Annotated in this window: 12 protein-coding genes; 8 read left to right on the top strand and 4 right to left on the bottom strand. The window is 39.5% G+C overall.

Annotated elements, in window-relative coordinates:
- Positions 1-41 precede the first annotated feature (41 nt).
- Entirely contained in the window at positions 42-1,259 is a 1,218-nt protein-coding gene (locus R8N23_RS13250; RefSeq protein WP_318172087.1) for an NAD(P)/FAD-dependent oxidoreductase, read from the top strand.
- Here the strand turns inward: R8N23_RS13250 and R8N23_RS13245 are convergent.
- The gene (locus R8N23_RS13245; RefSeq protein ID WP_318172086.1) at positions 1,248-1,943 is read right to left on the bottom strand and encodes a pseudouridine synthase; all 696 of its coding nucleotides are present in this window, start codon (positions 1,941-1,943) and stop codon (positions 1,248-1,250) included. The two genes, R8N23_RS13250 and R8N23_RS13245, sit on opposite strands and share 12 nt — an antisense overlap.
- Before the next feature lie 194 nt (positions 1,944-2,137).
- On the opposite strand from R8N23_RS13245, the gene R8N23_RS13240 reads away from it, so the two are divergent.
- Positions 2,138-2,827 carry a head GIN domain-containing protein gene (locus R8N23_RS13240; protein WP_318172085.1) on the top strand — a complete coding sequence of 230 codons (690 nt, stop codon included), beginning with the start codon at positions 2,138-2,140 and terminating at the stop codon, positions 2,825-2,827.
- 121 nt (positions 2,828-2,948) lie between these two features.
- A complete protein-coding gene (bglX, locus tag R8N23_RS13235) occupies positions 2,949-5,201 on the top strand; it encodes a beta-glucosidase BglX (RefSeq protein WP_318172084.1) in 2,253 nt (750 codons plus the stop codon).
- 17 nt (positions 5,202-5,218) lie between these two features.
- Here bglX and R8N23_RS13230 read toward each other — a convergent pair whose 3' ends face one another.
- The gene (locus R8N23_RS13230) at positions 5,219-5,578 is read right to left on the bottom strand and encodes a LytR/AlgR family response regulator transcription factor (RefSeq protein ID WP_318172083.1); all 360 of its coding nucleotides are present in this window, start codon (positions 5,576-5,578) and stop codon (positions 5,219-5,221) included.
- A 244-nt stretch (positions 5,579-5,822) separates the two neighbouring features.
- On the opposite strand from R8N23_RS13230, the gene R8N23_RS13225 reads away from it, so the two are divergent.
- Complete coding sequence (locus R8N23_RS13225) at positions 5,823-8,588, top strand: phosphoenolpyruvate carboxylase (RefSeq protein ID WP_318172082.1); 2,766 nt, start codon at positions 5,823-5,825, stop codon at positions 8,586-8,588.
- Positions 8,589-8,749: 161 nt separating this feature from the next.
- On the opposite strand, the gene R8N23_RS13220 is transcribed toward R8N23_RS13225, so the two are convergent.
- The gene (locus R8N23_RS13220; RefSeq protein ID WP_318172081.1) at positions 8,750-8,908 is read right to left on the bottom strand and encodes a hypothetical protein; all 159 of its coding nucleotides are present in this window, start codon (positions 8,906-8,908) and stop codon (positions 8,750-8,752) included.
- Positions 8,909-9,209: 301 nt separating this feature from the next.
- Between R8N23_RS13220 and R8N23_RS13215 the strand changes: the two genes are divergently transcribed.
- The 4 genes from R8N23_RS13215 (at position 9,210) to R8N23_RS13200 (ending at position 14,273) form a co-directional block, all read left to right on the top strand.
- Positions 9,210-9,671: a MarR family winged helix-turn-helix transcriptional regulator gene (locus R8N23_RS13215; protein ID WP_318172080.1), complete on the top strand. Its 462-nt coding sequence runs from the start codon at positions 9,210-9,212 to the stop codon at positions 9,669-9,671.
- A gap of 133 nt (positions 9,672-9,804) precedes the next feature.
- The gene (locus tag R8N23_RS13210; protein ID WP_318172079.1) at positions 9,805-12,201 is read left to right on the top strand and encodes an efflux RND transporter permease subunit; all 2,397 of its coding nucleotides are present in this window, start codon (positions 9,805-9,807) and stop codon (positions 12,199-12,201) included.
- Positions 12,202-12,258: 57 nt separating this feature from the next.
- Complete coding sequence (locus R8N23_RS13205; protein WP_318172078.1) at positions 12,259-13,044, top strand: outer membrane lipoprotein-sorting protein; 786 nt, start codon at positions 12,259-12,261, stop codon at positions 13,042-13,044.
- A 2-nt stretch (positions 13,045-13,046) separates the two neighbouring features.
- The gene (locus R8N23_RS13200) at positions 13,047-14,273 is read left to right on the top strand and encodes a hypothetical protein (RefSeq protein ID WP_318172077.1); all 1,227 of its coding nucleotides are present in this window, start codon (positions 13,047-13,049) and stop codon (positions 14,271-14,273) included.
- Positions 14,274-14,321: 48 nt separating this feature from the next.
- On the opposite strand, the gene R8N23_RS13195 is transcribed toward R8N23_RS13200, so the two are convergent.
- Positions 14,322-16,706 carry an ABC transporter permease gene (locus R8N23_RS13195; RefSeq protein WP_318172076.1) on the bottom strand — a complete coding sequence of 795 codons (2,385 nt, stop codon included), beginning with the start codon at positions 16,704-16,706 and terminating at the stop codon, positions 14,322-14,324.
- Positions 16,707-16,870: the final 164 nt, after the last annotated feature.

The following is a 16,870-nucleotide window of genomic DNA, read 5'->3' as shown; positions in this document are numbered from 1 at the left end:
TAGTTCTAATATTGGCTTTATTCCAAAATAGACACTCCCATATGAAAGTAGCGGTAATTGGAGGAGGAGCTGCAGGTTTTTTTGCAGCCATTTCATGTAAAGCACATCATCCTGACGCAAGCGTAACTATTATTGAAAAATCAACCAAGACACTGGCAAAAGTAAAAGTTTCTGGTGGTGGAAGGTGCAATGTGACCAATGCTTGCGAGCAACAAGCCGACTTTTTGCGCCATTACCCTAGAGGGCAAAAACAATTAAAGAAGACTTTCAATTACTTTAATAGACAAGATACTATTAACTGGTTTGAAGGGAAAGGAGTTCAGTTGAAGGCTGAAGCAGATGGGAGGATGTTTCCAATCACTGACGACTCTCAAACAATCATTGACTGCTTGCGCAAGGAGGTGGAAATATTAGGGATATCAATACTGATGAAAAGCAGCATAAGCGAATTGATGCCTCAATCTCATGGAGGCTTTAAGCTTAGTTTTGATTCTACAAGGGAAGAGCATTTTGACTTTGTGATCATTGCTACTGGAGGTAGCCCAAAATCCACTGGTTATGATTGGTTGCGTCAATTGGGACACAAGATTGTAGAACCTGTGCCATCACTGTTTACTTTTAATATTCCTGAAGAAAAGAAGCTCAAAGCTCTAATGGGTCTAGCAGTTCCTAATGTGGTTGTGAAAATTCAAGGAACTAAAATGGTTCAAGAAGGACCCGTGTTGGTAACACATTGGGGATTAAGTGGACCAGCAGTGTTGAAGTTGTCGGCTTGGGGTGCACGCCAACTTTTTGACATGAATTACAACTTTAAGGCTCAGGTCAATTGGACAAGTGGAATGAATGAAGAGGAACTCAGAAAGCAAGTATTAAGTGTATCGGAGAGAGAATCAAAAAAGAAAATACTCAATGCAAAACCAATTGATATTCCTAACCGGCTTTGGGATTATTTGTTAGAAAGGGTTGACCTGGATAAAGGTACAATTTGGGCAGAAGTGAAAAAGAAAGACAAAAACCGATTGATAAACATTCTATTGAACGACGAGTATACAGTAGAAGGAAAAACCACGTTCAAAGAAGAATTTGTGACGTGTGGTGGGGTGGACTTGTCAGAAGTTGATTTCAATACGATGCAAAGCAGAAAGCTACCAGGCTTGTTCTTTGCCGGAGAAGTATTGGATATTGATGGAATCACTGGCGGTTTCAATTTCCAAGCAGCCTGGTCCACTGGGTTTGTAGCCGGTAAATTAGGTCAGTAGGCTTTTGTCAAAACCCAAGGTATCAATCATTCTAAGAAATTCTGCGTGAGGATTGGCCTGGATGTCAATCTTTTGGTTGGTTATTGGATGAACAAAACTCAATGCTCGTGCATGCAAAAGCATGGTTCCCATATTCCATTTTTCTAGAAACAGTTTGTTCTGTTTGTTGCAGCCATGAGGTCGATCACCAATAATAGGATGGAAAATATGTGCAAAATGCTTTCTAAGTTGATGCATGCGTCCTGTTTTTGGTTTGGCTTCTACCCAGGAGTATCTGGAAGTAGGATGTTTTCCAAAGGGCATATCTATTTCAGCCCTATTAATTGTGGAGTAGGCGGTTTGCGCTTCCTGTACTTTTCCTTTGTCATTGGTAAGTGCGTAATCAATCATGCCTTCAGGTTCTGAATATCCTCTAAGAATGGCCCAATAGGTCTTATGTATCTCTTCTTTTTCAAATACTTCGCGAATGGCAGATAAGGCTGGTTTAGTTAGCGCAAAGAGTAGTACACCACTGGTTTTTCGGTCTAATCTGTGGGCAGGATGCACATGCTGATCAATTTGGTTGCGTAGTTGTTGAACAGCAAACTCATCTGTGTTGGTGGCAATTTTAGATCGATGCACCAATAGTCCATGTGGTTTGTTGATTGCCACAAAATGCTCGTCTTGAAAGAGTATCTCTAGCATGCTACTTTTCTGATGAGTGACTTTTTGATATCATACAAGTCACAAATTTAGATGTCAATCAATATTTTTAGCTATAAATGGAAAACTGATTGTTAAATCAAAAAAAGATTAACTGCATTTAATAGTAATTGATGCAACCCTTAATATTTGATTGGGTCTTTGGTTTAAAATTTTAAAACTCAAAGTACACAACTATGAAAAAAATGATCATGCTCGCAATCTTGCTCTCGGTAGCTACTCTGGGAGTTGCACAAGAAAAAGAAACTAGAAAATTGGATGATTTCAGTTCGATTGAAGTAGGAGAGGCGATTGAACTCATCATTACTCAAGGCGATAAAAATGAAGCCGTTATTGAAGTAGATGATATAGATCTGGATGATGTGATTACCGAAGTCAGAGGTTCAGAGTTGAATATTGAACGCAAGAATTCGAATCGAAATAATTCTAACAATAGAGGAGAAGTTGTTGTTCGATTGACTTATAAGGAAATTGATGAAATCTCCGTAAACTCGGCAGCATCAGTTTTCTCTAAATCAATTATTAAAGCCAAAGAATTTGAACTTAATGCCAGTAGCGCCGGGCAAATGGAATTGGAATTGGAAGTTGAAGAATTGCAAGTAGAGGTGAGCAGTGCAGGTAATGTCGAAGTTGCTGGTACCTGTAGCTCTCTCGATTTAGAAGTGAGTTCAGCAGGAAGATACGAAGGGTATGATTTAGTCTGTACTACAATCAAAGCTGAGGCAAGCTCAGGAGGCTCAGGTGAAGTGTTTGTGAAAAATAGATTGGATGCAGATGCAGGTTCGGGAGGAGCAATATATTACAAAGGGGACCCTGATAAGGTATTGGCAGATAGCAATCTGGGAGGTAGAATTCAAAAAAGATAAATACAGTTTTTCGCTAAATAAAAGAAAGGGGGTAGTTCTAAAGAATTACCCCCTTTTTATGTTATAAATCTCATGGTAGGTTAGCAGTTAATTGTTGGAATTTTGATGAAAATTGAAAACTATGAGGAGAATCATTCCACTATTCATTATTACGGTTTCTTTGTTTGGCTGTGAATCAAGTCAGCAAGTGTCTCAAGATCCACTAGAGCAAAAAATAGATTCGATCATGTCGAAAATGTCACTAACTGAAAAGATAGGGCAAACCGCACAACGAGGTACCTCAAGCCGAATAAAAGGTGCTTTATCTGAAGAGCTGAAAACGGCAGTCAGAGAAGGGAGAGTTGGGTCATTGATCAATGTGATGAATAAAGATTTCGTAGATGAACTTCAAAGAATAGCCGTGGAAGAAAGTCCAAATGGCATTCCGCTCATTTTCGCGAGAGATGTGATTCACGGATTTAAAACCATTTTCCCTATTCCATTGGGGCAGGCGGCTACCTGGAATCCGGAATTGGTAGAAGCGGGTGCGAGAGTGGCGGCTGTAGAGGCAAGTACTTATGGCGTACGATGGACTTTTGCTCCGATGTTGGATATCTCTCGAGATCCTCGATGGGGGAGAATTGCTGAGTCCCCTGGAGAAGACCCTTTTTTGGCTTCTGAATTATCAGCTGCCTATGTCAAAGGGTTTCAGGGAGATGATTTGACTGACCCTTCAAGCATGGTGGCATGCGCCAAACACTTTGTAGGATATGGTGCAGCAGAAGGAGGAAGGGATTACAATACCGCCATTATTCATGAGCCTTTACTTCGTAATGTGTATTTGCCCCCATTCAAAAAAGCAATAGACGCTGGAGTTCAAACCTTCATGTCTGGGTTCAATGAATTGAATGGCGTGCCGGTTTCTGGAAATCAATTTTTATTGGATCAGGTTTTAAGGAAGGAATGGACATTTGATGGGTTTGTTGTGAGTGACTGGAATTCGGTAACAGAAATGATTGCTCATGGTTATTGTGCTGACGAAAAGGATGCAGCATACAAAGCAGCACGTGCTGGCGTAGATATGGAAATGACCAGCCAATCTTATGATAATCACCTTCATGAACTCATTGATGAAGGCAAACTGGATGTGAATCAATTAGATCGAATGGTGCGAGCCATTTTGAGAGTGAAATTTAGAATGGGATTGTTCGAACAGCCTTATCGAATAGATAATGAAGAAGTAGTTTTATCCGAAGACCATCTGAAAAAAGCTAAAGATGCGGCATTGCAGAGTATAGTGATGCTGAAAAACGAGGAGGACATTTTACCTTTAAAGACTTCGCAAAAAGTAGCTGTGATTGGCCCTTTAGCGAACGCGCCCTTAGATCAGCTAGGTACATGGATATTTGATGGGGATCAGGATGATTCCGTGACACCTTTGACATCCTTGAAAGAAAAATTGACCGCTAATAGAGTGAAGGTTGCCGCAGGATTGGACTATAGTAGAGATCGCTCGACTGCTCAATTTTCAAGTGCCGTAAACGCTGCCAAACAAAGTGATATCGTTTTGTTTTTTGCAGGGGAAGAAGCCATTCTTTCAGGAGAGGCTCACAGTCGCGCACACATCAATTTGCCAGGTGCTCAAGAGGAGTTGATCAAGGAAATAAGGAAAAAGACAAAAAAGCCAATTGTTCTGATCATTCAAGCAGGTAGACCAATCGTATTAGAAAATATTCTGGATGATGTAGATGCCGTTTTGATGGCATGGCACCCCGGAACGATGGGAGGGCCTGCCATTGTAGATGTATTGCTGGGTGATTATAATCCTTCAGGAAGGCTTCCGGTAACCTGGCCAAAGTCGGTAGGCCAGGTGCCTATCTACTATAACTATAAAAACACTGGTCGACCGGCTCGTGAAGAATCTTTTGTTGGGATTGATGATATTCCTATCGGAGCTTGGCAGAGTTCTTTAGGTAACAACTCACACTATTTAGACGACGGGTTTAGACCGCAATATCCATTCGGCTACGGTTTGTCTTATACCAGTTTTGAGTATGACAACCTCAAGGTTTCTGAGGATAGCTTGAACTCAAATGGTGAATTGAAAGTGAGCTTTGAATTGACCAACACAGGTGTCTTACCTGGTGTAGAAACAGTGCAACTTTATATTCGTGATCATGTCGGAACTATCACTAGGCCAGTGAAGGAGTTGAAAAAGTTTCAAAGGGTTGTATTGAATCCAAAAGAAACCAAAACATTAGAGCTGACGCTCAGTTCGTCAGATTTGAAATTTTACAATACTGAAAATGAGTTTGTTCTTGAGTCAGGGCAGTTCTCAGTATTTGTTGGAGCGAATGCTCAAAATACTATGAAAAAGGATTTTTGGGTTAGATGATGATGAGGAGTGATGGATTATGCTTCCATCACTTCTTTTACAATTTCTTCTAGTTGTTCTGGTCCTTCGAATGGCTTTCTAACGTATTTTTTTACGTCGATTTTGAGCTCATCAGTCTCATATTCAAGATGAGAAGAAACGATGACAATTTTTGGTTTCTCTTCTAATGTTGAAATTGTTTCGTAACCATCAAGGTACGGCATTTCGATATCCAAAAATAATACTTGCGGTTTCAGTTTGGATACGCCTACGGCTCCATCTATTGCACTACTGAAGGTGCCCACCAAGTCTATACAATCTACTTTTTCAGCCAATTTTTTGAAAATTTCGAGATAAACCAAGTCATCATCAATTGCAACGCATCTATATTTTTCCATGAATAGTAGTGGTGGTGTAGTGTTAATTAAAAATGCAGTTCAATCTTAACCAATTTATTTAAGTAATCGAAATTTACTTTCACAAATTAGTTCTTCATCTAGAATATTTTCAATGCAATCTTGATATGTTTATTGTTTAACAATTCTAAATTATTTTATGAGTCCTTGCAATATTTCTCTAAATTGCAGTAACATTTAACAACAATAAGCCCAATTTTATAAAATATTCATAATTTAATTGGGGATGAATTCAATATTAGCAGAGGTAAAGGAAAGACTTGGAAAACCATACGAGGATTTTGAGTTTTTACTAGAGTGTTTGAAAGAGGTTTTAATAGATAATGGTGAAGAAGCCATTGCTAATGAAATTCCATTTATTAACAAGTATCCTTTTGAAAAGGGTGCTCAGATGTCTGACAAGCACATACAAATGTACTCGCTTGTTTTTCAGCTGGTGAACATGGCTGAGGTCAATGGTGCAGTACAGCATCGCCGTGCGGTGGAAAATGAAAAGGATTTCACCTCGGTAAGTGGATTGTTTGCTAACAACATCAAAAATTTATTGGATGAAGGAGTAACCGAAGAGGTTATTCTGGACAAAATGCCTCAAATGCAAATTGAGCCTGTGCTCACTGCGCACCCTACTGAGGCCAAACGAGCGACTGTTCTCGATCATCATAGAGATTTGTATTTGTTACTCGTCAGTTTAGAAAACAAAATGTTTTCTAAAAAAGAACTGATGAATATTCGTCATAATATCAAGTTGACCCTTTATAGGCTATGGAAGACCGGTGAGATCTACATGGAGAAACCTGATCTTAGTTCTGAGCTTAGAAATATCATCCATTATTTAGTAAATGTATTCCCTGAAGTGATTCCAGTATTGGATAGGCGATTGATTCAGGCTTGGAAGGCGTGTGGACTTTCAAAACAAAATTTACTAGATCATCACAGTTTCCCGAAAATTAGTTTTGGCAACTGGGTGGGCGGTGATCGTGACGGTCATCCATTGGTAACAGATTCGGTGACAGCAGAGACTTTAGAAACGCTGCGATTGAATGCATTTGTGGTAATCAGAAGAAAGTTAATTGCCCTTGTGAAACAATTAAGCTTTGCTTGTGAGTTGAATGAATGCGATCCTAAACTCAATTCACGAATTGAAGAGATGGTGGCTGAATTGGGAGAAATTGGGCAAGAGGCATTAGAACGAAACAAAGGAGAAGCATTCCGACAGTTTTCTAATTTGATTTTAGCTAAACTGCCAGTAGATACGCAGCGTGGCCATGCTACCCAACTTTCAGAGCATGCAGGTAGCTATAGATTTGCATACCAGATGCTTGAAGATCTTGATTTACTCAAAAAGAGCTTGTTGAGTTATGGAGCTAAGTCAATTGCCTACGACGACGTAAATATCACGATTCGAAACGTACAAACTTTTGGCTTTCATTTGGCCAAACTAGATATACGTCAAAATAGTGCATTCCATGATAAAGCTATTGAGCAATTGCTCGAAGCCGCACAGTTCGAAGAAACGAATTTCTCAGAATGGAGTGAAGAAAAAAGACTGGACTTTCTAAATAATGAATTAAAGTCAAATAGACCATTCACTCATCAGAGTGCTGAATTGGGAGAAAATGCACAAGCTGTATTGTCTTGCTATCGAGTAGTCGAGGCACACGTTTCTAAGTATGGAGGAGAAGGTATTGGATCATTCATTGTCAGTATGACACGTTCACTTTCTGATTTGTTGGCGGTTTATCTACTGGCAAGAGAAGCTGGCTTGACCAAGCAAATCGAAGAAGGCCTAGTTTGCGAAATCCCTGTGGTTCCATTGCTAGAAACGATAGAAGATTTAGAAAATGGTCCGGTGATCTTGGAAGGCTTCTTAAATCACGGTTTTACCAAAAGAAGTTTGGAGCATTTCAGAAAGGTTAGAAACTATAGAAACCTGCGCCAGCAAGTAATGGTGGGTTATAGCGATAGTAATAAAGATGGAGGAATCATCGCCAGCCAGTGGAACCTATATAAGGCTCAATTTAAATTGAGCGAGATAGGAGAAAATAATGGTGTTAAAATCACCTTCTTTCATGGCAAAGGAGGCTCAATCAGTAGAGGTTCTGGTCCTACACATTACTTCATAAAAGCGCTGCCATATCAAGCCATTCAGGGCAATGTGAGATTGACAGAGCAAGGAGAAACTATTGCTCAGAAGTACGAAAATAAAGTCAACGCTGAATATAACCTTGAGCTTTTGGTAGCCAACTCATTGTCCAAAACAATAATGGATGAAAAGAGTGAAAGAAAATACCATCCATTGGCGGAAGTATTGGATCATTTAGCGAAACAAAGTAAAGCGCATTATGAGGCGCTTACTCATCATGATGGGTTTATTCAGTTCTTTAGACAAGCGACACCTATTGATGCCATAGAAACTAGTAAGATAGGATCGAGGCCAGCAAAGCGTACTGGGGCAAATTCTTTAGATGATCTTAGAGCGATTCCCTGGGTGTTCTCTTGGAGCCAGTCCAGGTTTCATATGACTAGCTGGTATGGAGTAGGTACTTCGTTGAATAACCTAAAGAATTCAAATCCTGAAGATTACAAAAAATTCAAAGAGGCTACTAAGAAGGATTCATTTATAAGATATGTCCTTACTAACGTCGATACAAGTTTGGCGGCAACAGACGAAAGTGTCATTGAGGCCTATGCGGAGTTGGTGGAAGATGATAAAGTGAAAAAGGAGTTTTCAGAAATGTTTCTTTCTGAATTACAATTGACTCGTGAGTTGTTATTGGATCTATTGGGCGAGGAAATTCAGGTAAGAAGAGTAAATCATTATTTCTCAAATCATTTAAGATCCCCGTTGATGGCTCATTTGCATGACAAGCAAATTGATTTACTCAAGCAATGGAGAAAGGATAAAGCAAATGGTAAGGATGTAAGTGCTATGCAGAGAGAATTGATGTTGACAATCAATGCAATTGCCAGTGCCATGAGGAATACTGGCTAATTTAAAGGCATAAAAAAACACATTCATTGAAATGTGTCTTCTCTCTAAAGCTGATTAGGTGGAGCAGGGGAAGTCTATTCTAAGTTGAATTAACTCAAAATAGACCATTTGAAGCAAATAATAATTAAAGGGATCTTAGGATCCCTTTTTTAATGTCTTTGTTAGGAAAAATTGTTGATGTAGGTCTTGCACTGATCTTCGCCACCAATGAACATGATGCTGTGACCCTTTAAAACAACCCACGATTTTTCGTTTTTGTTGAATTTTAACTTGAGTGATTGGCTGGTGTCTTTAGTTCGAGAGAATAGTGCCTGTAACATGGGTAATTGGTTTAAATAATGATAACTGTGAATTATTATAATTCAAATATAAATATTCATATTAAATAAACAAAAGAAAATGTAGAAAAAGTACAATTCAAGACATAAAATAGCTGAATATTGCTTTTAGACATCGTGAAAGTACAATTGTATCAATATTTTGAGTTGAATTATTAGTCCAAATTTGTTGTGGTTAGAGTAGGTTGACAATACATGATGTAGAGTAGTTGATTTTCGTGACGGGGGAATTCAATTATCTTTGTAAATTATATGTTCAATTCAAAAGAGTACTGAGAGCGCTATGAAGGAAGGATTATTAGATGACAAGATTTGTAAGTTTACACAATGCTTGGAAGTCCTATTGATGAAAATGCAAGAGGCTGATAATACCTGTATAGAACTATCCAAGGATATCAGTAAGCGTGATTTTTCAGTTTTGACCTTTGTAGGAAAAAATCATGATGTTATCATGCGTGATATTGCCGGTTACTTAGGAATCCCTGTGAGCACAACCACCGGAGTGATTGATAAGTTGGTGGAAAAAGGGTATCTAAAGCGCTATCATTCAAAAGAAGACAGGCGTACGATAAAGATTGGTTTAAGTAAGTTTGGTCAAGACTCTTTTAACCTGCTACAAAGTACTTTACACCACATGGGCGGAGCGATGTTGGGTGGTCTATCTGAAAAGGAGCAAGGAGAATTGATTCATTTGCTAGAGCGTATTTCAGAGAATTTGGTCAACTACGTACCCACTGCAAAATAATATTTCCACGGAGAGATAATACGAAATTCGTAATATATTGAAACCATAGTATTTGGTTGTCGTAATAGTCACCCAACCAGGGCGATCTATACGATAGGTTTAGAGCGTCCGCTCATTCAATAACCAGATACTAATGACAAAAGCAATCAATGAGTTCCAGGAAAAGGGACAAAAGAAAGTGATCAGCTTCGCTAAATGGGTAATTAAGTGGAGGTGGTTAGTACTAGTAGGGAGTTTGACGCTCACTGCTATAATTGGAAGTGGAGGCCGAAACGTAGGCTTCAATAGTGATTATCATGTGTTCTTTAGTGATGATAATCCTCAGATGTTGGCGTTTGATGCGCTACAGAATAAGTACACTAAAGATGACAATGTTTTCATAGTCATAGAGCCCAAGGATGGGAAGATTTTTACAAAGGAAACATTAGCTGCCGTAGAAAAACTAACTGCAGATTCGTGGCAAACTCCATATTCAACAAGGGTAGATGCCATTACCAATTTCCAACATACCAAGGCAGTAGCCGATGATTTGTATGTCGATGATTTGATTCAGAATTCCGTCGAATATGCACCGGATGAAATCGAATCAGTCAAACAAATCGCCATAGATGAGATCTTGTTAAAGGATCGATTAATCAATGAGGACGCTAATCTCACGGCTGTGAATATTACCGTTCAGCTGCCGGGTAAGAATATGGAAGAGGGCTCAGAGATCATTGCTCATGTGCGTGATTTGACAGCTAAATTCGAGCAGGAAAACCCTAATCTGAAAACATATCTTTCGGGAATGATCATGCTTTCTGGGGCTTTTCAAGAATCAGCTTATGGAGACATGCAGTCGTTGGTGCCGTTGATGTTTTTGATAGTGATCATCACAATATTCATCACTACTCGAACCCTTTCAGGAACATTTGCCACCTTGTTGGTCATCATCATGTCTATTATGACGGGGATGGGTTTTGCCGGTTGGTTCGGCATCATGCTTACGCCTCCTTCTTCGGCGGCGACTACTATTATCATGACTTTAGCAGTAGCGGATAGTATCCATTTACTCATCACTTTTATGCAGGGTATGCGCAAAGGGCTGAGCAAACATGATGCATTAGTAGAAAGTATCAGAGTCAACTTTTTACCTGTGATGATCACCAGTCTCACTACCGTGATAGGGTTTTTATCAATGAATTTTAGCGATTCGCCTCCTTTTCATGATTTAGGAAATATTACTTCCGTCGGAATGTTGGGAGCATTTACCTATTCGATTTTCACTTTGCCTGCCTTGATGGCCATTCTACCCGTTAGAGTAAAAGTGAAGAAGACAGATGAATCTGATATCCAGATCAATTCATTCTTTGGTCGATTGGCTGAGTTTGTAATTAGAAATGACAAGAAAGTGCTTTGGGGTTCTGTGGCGGCTTCTTTATTGATTACGCTTTTGATTACCAAAAATGAATTCAACGAAGAGTTTATCAAGTACTTTGATCAAGAAGTACAGTTCAGACAGGATACAGATTTTATATCTGAAAACCTGACGGGTATTTATACTTTGGAGTTTTCGCTGGGCTCAGGCGAAGAAGGAGGTATCAATGATCCTACCTACTTGAAAAAGTTAGAAGAGTTTGAATACTGGCTAGAAGCCAAGCCCGAAGTAGTACATGTAAGTGCTTTTTCAGAAATCGCTCGTCGCATAAATAAAAGTATGCACGGAGATAGTTTGAGCTACTATAGGGTGCCGGATAGTAGGGAAGAGGCTGCACAATTTTTATTATTGTATGAAATGTCTCTACCGTTTGGTTTGGATTTGAACAATCAAATCAATGTAGACAAATCGGAAACCAGGCTAATCGCTACGACCACAAACTTGTCATCGAAGGAATTTATTGCCTTGGGGCAGGAAGCCCAGAATTGGTTGAGAGCTAATGCACCTAGTGAAATGTATTCGGATGCTACCAGTACGGCTACTATGTTCTCGCATTTGACGAAAAGACAAGTGGATAGTATGATGAATGGAAGTATTGCGGCCTTGATTTTGATATCCGTGATCTTAATGTTCGTGCTAAGAAGTTTCAGACATGGGTTGATCAGTCTGATTCCGAATCTACTACCAGTTGCAGTTGGTTTCGGTGTGTGGGGTGTGACGAACGGCATCATCAACGTTGGTATTTCTATTGTGTTTGGCATGACGCTAGGAATAATAGTAGATGATTCAGTTCATTTTCTATCCAAGTATTTGCGTGCACGCAGAGAGTTGAATAAGTCTAAAGAAGAGGCGGTTCGATTTGCCTTTGACACAGTAGGTAAGGCATTAGTGGTGACTACCATAGTTCTGGTAGCTGGATTTGCGATTCTCGCGCAGTCTAGCTTTGGGATGAATAGTGGGATGGCTAAGGTGACTGTACTGATTATCACATTCGCTTTAGCACTGGATTTCTTACTGCTACCGGCACTTCTGCTCAATATTGGCAAAAGCACAAAAACTAAAACAGGTGGCCAAACTACATCTGTGAATTCAGGACAACTAAGTCCGGCTTAATTATATCAGTTTTAATAATGGGTCGGGCTTCGGTCCGACCCAACTAATCACATAACTATGAAAAAGACAATAAAAACAATAGCCTTGCTTTTGATCGGAGGATCTATGGCCTGGGCACAAACTCCAGAACAAAAGGGACTAAAAATAGCTCAAGATGCTTCAAAGTACGATGAAGGTTTTGGGAGTTCGGAAGTTAATCTGACGATGACGCTCAAGAATAAGCATGGGCAGGAAAGTACAAGGTTTCTATCTAACCAGACGCTTGAATTAATCGAAGACGGAGATAAGTCTTTGATCGTGTTTAATAGCCCTCGTGATGTGAAAGGTACCGCTACTTTGACTTATACACACAAGGAAGGGTCGGACGACCAATGGTTGTATTTGCCATCTATAAAAAGAGTAAAAAGGATTTCTTCTGATAACAAATCAGGGCCCTTTATGGGTAGTGAGTTTGCTTACGAAGATTTGTCTTCACAGGAAGTGGAAAAATATACCTACAAATACATTAAGGAAGACAACATCAATGGTGAAGCAGCTTATGTAATCGAAAGAGATCCCGTAGATCCAAAATCTGGCTATACACGCCAGTTGGTATGGATAAATAAAGAGAACTACAGACAAGAAAAAGTTGAGTTTTACGACCGAAAGGATGAGTTGCTGAAAACGCTTACATACTCAGATTACAAAGTGTATTTGGGCAAACATTGGAGAGCAGGGGAGTTCTTAATGGTTAACCATCAAACCGGTAAAGAAACGACATTAAAGTTCGAAGACTATCAGTTTAATGTAGCACTGGCCGAAGCCGATTTTTCTCAAAATAGCCTAATAAGAGCTGGTAGATAGCCATGAAAAATACGAGTAGTTTAGATTGGTTTTTTACTATACAGCGAGCGACTTTGCTCGCTGTATTCCTTTTTCTGTCTTTGGTAGCGAAAGCCCAATCAGAAGATGTCTACACAGAGTTTTCGGGCAATGTAAGTTTTGAGTACAGGTACTTTTTGAATGAAGGATTATATCCTGGGCAAAAGGACCACTTTCCTGCCATGAGCATTCAGCCGGAATACTATATAGAGTGGCAAGGCGGTAAGTATATCTTGAATTTTACAGGTTTTGGTCGAGTGGATTTTACGGACTCCGAACGAAATCATTTAGACATTCGGGAGCTGTATTTTCAAACTGTGAATAACAATTGGGAATTCAGTTTCGGACTTAAGAAAATTTATTGGGGGGTGACAGAAGCAGCACATTTGGTGGATATTATCAATCAGACGGACAATTTGGAGACCTTTGATGGTGAACAAAAGTTGGGGCAACTCATGGCTCATTATTCCTATATCACCAACTTTGGAACCTTTGATCTTTTTGCTATGTCGCTGTTTCGAAAAAGAAGCTTCCCTGGTGTAGACGGCAGATTAAGAACACCAGATCCTATACAAACTAATGAGCTGACTTTCGAAAGTGATATGGGGAGGTCAAGACCAGAGGGTGCCATTCGCTGGTCACATTATTTTGGTCCAGTCGATATTGGTGTCTCCCATTTTTACGGTACGGGCAGAGAACCGATTGTAAGCATCCAAAACGATGGAACGCTTTTAGGGATTTATCCTGTGATTCATCAAACAGGTTTAGACCTTCAAGCGACCACAGGGCCCATACTTTGGAAATTCGAATCCATCATTAGGAAAAGTGACATTCAGGATATGAAAGCTTTGGACGTAGGAATAGAATACACATTTGGGAATATAGGAGGGAGCGGTGTTGATTTAGGGCTCTTGGGAGAATATTTATATGACGATCGTGGAGATATCGCTTTGGGCAGTTTGCAGAGTGATGTGTTCTTGGGTGGTAGATTGGCTTTCAACGATGTGCAAAGCACAGAATTCTTATTTGGAACTATACTGGATGTCAATCGAAGTACTCGTCTTATTAGTTTAGAAGGTAATCGTCGATTTGGTGATGCATTCAAAGCCAGTGTCGAGATGAGATTGTTTCAGAATGTGAGTGATGAGGAGTTTATTTATTTGTTCAGAGAAGATGATTTCCTAAAGTTTGAATTGGGCTGGTATTTTTAGAAAGTCAATCATCGGATTGCTCTTTGAGCAATCCGATGATTGAGAATTCTATTCATATTTTAAGCTATCGGCTGGGTTTGATGTAGCTGCTCGTAGAGCAAAGTATCCAGTAGACAGAATTGTTATTGCCATAGTCACAAGTAACACCCCGACAAAAATTAGATAATTGATTTCTACGCTATATTCAAAATTTTGCAACCAGTTTTGCCCAAAGTACCAAGCCACAGCAAAGGCCGGTATGGCCCCAATGTATACTAAGATCAAAAAGTCTTTGATCAGTAGCTGAATCAACCCACCAACATTAGCACCTAACACCTTGCGTATGCTTATTTCTTTAGTTCTTTGTTCGGCAGTGAAAGATGCCAATCCTAATAGACCCATACAAGAAATAACAATCGTCATTAATGAAAAACCAAGGAATAAACTGCCTCTAAGCTGATCGGTTTCATATTGCTCCTGAAAGTCTTTGTCCAAATAGGTATAGTCAAGCGGTAGATTTGGAAATACCTCAGCCCAGCTTTGTTTAATGGAAGAAACTGCTTCCTTTGGATTTCTCTCAATTTTCACCAACGCATTATTGTTGTTTAGTCTTGGGAAGAACATGATAGGTTCTATTGGATTGTACAAAGACTGTTGATGGAAGTCTTTCACAACACCAAGCACTTTGAAATAAGTAGTGGTATCTGGGCCACCCATCATCTGAAAGCGTTTGCCAATGGGATTTGACCATTTGAATCTGGTGGCCATTGCTTCATTAATGATCACTGCGGTGGCTGTGTCCGAAGGAAATTCTCTAGAGAAATTTCTTCCTTCAGTAAAATCAATATTAAGGGTAGGGAAGTAGTCATAATCTACTCCATACATGTTTACTCCTTTTTCCTCAAATCCGCCTTCTTCCATTTCTACTCTCATCAAATTTTTACTAAACCCTTGACCCGGCCTCGAATTAGAAGTTGCAGCACTTTTGATATTGGGATCTTGCATTATTTTATTTTTGAGTACGTCCCACTTGGCTCGTTGTTCACCATTAGTAAATGTGAATGTCACCACCTGATCTTTATCAAATCCAAGATTCTTATTGCTCACAAACTGCATTTGATCATAAATGATTCCAGTACCAATAAGCATGAAGATGGAAATCGAAAATTGAATGACAACTAGTGTTTTTCTAAGGAAGGCATTGCCAGAGCGCTTGCTTTTTCCTCCCTTGAGTACTTCAGCTGGAAGAAATGCTGATAAATAAAAGGCAGGATAGCTCCCGCCAAATATGCCAGCAATCAATAGAATGAGTAGCATGACACCGATCAATGTAGGCTGCGCCAGCATGGATAATTGAAGATTGATTCCTAGAGCATTGTTGATGATAGGAATACTAATGATTACCAATATAAGGCTTAAGGCAAATGAACAAATGGTAATCAGAACTGATTCGGTGAGAAACTGTCCAATGAGCAACTGACGACCTGCACCCATCACCTTTCGAATGCCTACTTCTGTGGCTCGCTTTACTGATCTAGCCGTAGCCAAATTCATATAGTTAATGCAAGCTATAAAAACCATAAATACACAGACTGCAGAGAATATATAGATATAAGTAATGTCTCCGAGAGGTTCTGGTTCGCCTTGAAAATCTGAGTAGAGGTGTATGTCTTTGATGTTAATCAATTCATAAACTATGGTGATGTTGAACTGAGCAAAAATAGGAGCCACGTGCTCCTGAATTACTTCATCAAGTTTTATCTCAAAAGCTTCTGCATCTGCAGTAGGGCTCAGTAGGATGTAGGTGAAAATGTTGAATCCACCCCAATTATTATTGGCCATGTTAGGGCGGTTATCCACTGAGATTAAAACATCAGCAATTAGGTGAGAATTTTTTGGCATGTCTTTGTACACACCCGTGACTTGAAACAAATCTCCACCATCAACTCTCAAAGATTGACCAATAGGGTTTTCTCCTTTAAATATTTTATCCGCTACCGTTTTGTTCAAAACAATGGATTTGGGTGCGCCCAAAGCTGTTTGGGGATCTCCTAGAATAAAATTGAAAGTAAAAACATCGAATAGCGTAGAATCTACATTGTATACCTTTTCTTCGAAATAGCTAATGTCGCCTATGGTTAGTTCTGTCCTTCCATTATCGGCAAACCTCACATATTGCTCTACCTCCGCAAATTCGGAAACCAATTTTTGACCCAACGGATTTTGTGTTACAGCCCAGCGGAAAGCATCATCAGTTTCTTTTATGTCTGAGCTGACCCGATAGATTCGATCTGCTTTTTCGTGATATTGATCAAAACTAAGCTCGTTGTGCAGATATAGAATGATAATAAGGCTGGAAGAAATTCCAATAGTAAGTCCAATAATATTTAGAGCTGTATATCCTTTTTGTCTCCCTAAGTACCTGAGTGCGGTTTTTAAATAGTTCTTTAACATTGGTTGAGTTTTGTAATACGTTCAGGGGACTGCCAATTAGAATGCCAGAAAGTGTAAGCTTCAGATCGCCAATGAGTTACAGTGAATGGTTTTTTGTTTGAAAAACAAAACGTCCATTATTGCTACACCAGGGTGTACGTTTATGATCACCACTTTTTTAAAGA

The organism is Reichenbachiella sp. (assembly GCF_033344935.1).
Taxonomy (GTDB): domain Bacteria; phylum Bacteroidota; class Bacteroidia; order Cytophagales; family Cyclobacteriaceae; genus Reichenbachiella.
The sequence above is the reverse complement of the archived record's forward strand: the minus strand, read 5'-3'. Positions and strand labels throughout refer to the sequence as shown.

Coding starts and splice junctions, on each gene's coding strand:
- R8N23_RS13250 (WP_318172087.1), top strand. CDS start 42: ATGAAAGTAGCGGTAATTGGAGGAGGAGCTGCAGGTTTTTTTGCAGCC.
- R8N23_RS13245 (WP_318172086.1), bottom strand. CDS start 1,943: ATGCTAGAGATACTCTTTCAAGACGAGCATTTTGTGGCAATCAACAAA.
- R8N23_RS13240 (WP_318172085.1), top strand. CDS start 2,138: ATGAAAAAAATGATCATGCTCGCAATCTTGCTCTCGGTAGCTACTCTG.
- bglX (WP_318172084.1), top strand. CDS start 2,949: ATGAGGAGAATCATTCCACTATTCATTATTACGGTTTCTTTGTTTGGC.
- R8N23_RS13230 (WP_318172083.1), bottom strand. CDS start 5,578: ATGGAAAAATATAGATGCGTTGCAATTGATGATGACTTGGTTTATCTC.
- R8N23_RS13225 (WP_318172082.1), top strand. CDS start 5,823: ATGAATTCAATATTAGCAGAGGTAAAGGAAAGACTTGGAAAACCATAC.
- R8N23_RS13220 (WP_318172081.1), bottom strand. CDS start 8,908: ATGTTACAGGCACTATTCTCTCGAACTAAAGACACCAGCCAATCACTC.
- R8N23_RS13215 (WP_318172080.1), top strand. CDS start 9,210: ATGAAGGAAGGATTATTAGATGACAAGATTTGTAAGTTTACACAATGC.
- R8N23_RS13210 (WP_318172079.1), top strand. CDS start 9,805: ATGACAAAAGCAATCAATGAGTTCCAGGAAAAGGGACAAAAGAAAGTG.
- R8N23_RS13205 (WP_318172078.1), top strand. CDS start 12,259: ATGAAAAAGACAATAAAAACAATAGCCTTGCTTTTGATCGGAGGATCT.
- R8N23_RS13200 (WP_318172077.1), top strand. CDS start 13,047: ATGAAAAATACGAGTAGTTTAGATTGGTTTTTTACTATACAGCGAGCG.
- R8N23_RS13195 (WP_318172076.1), bottom strand. CDS start 16,706: ATGTTAAAGAACTATTTAAAAACCGCACTCAGGTACTTAGGGAGACAA.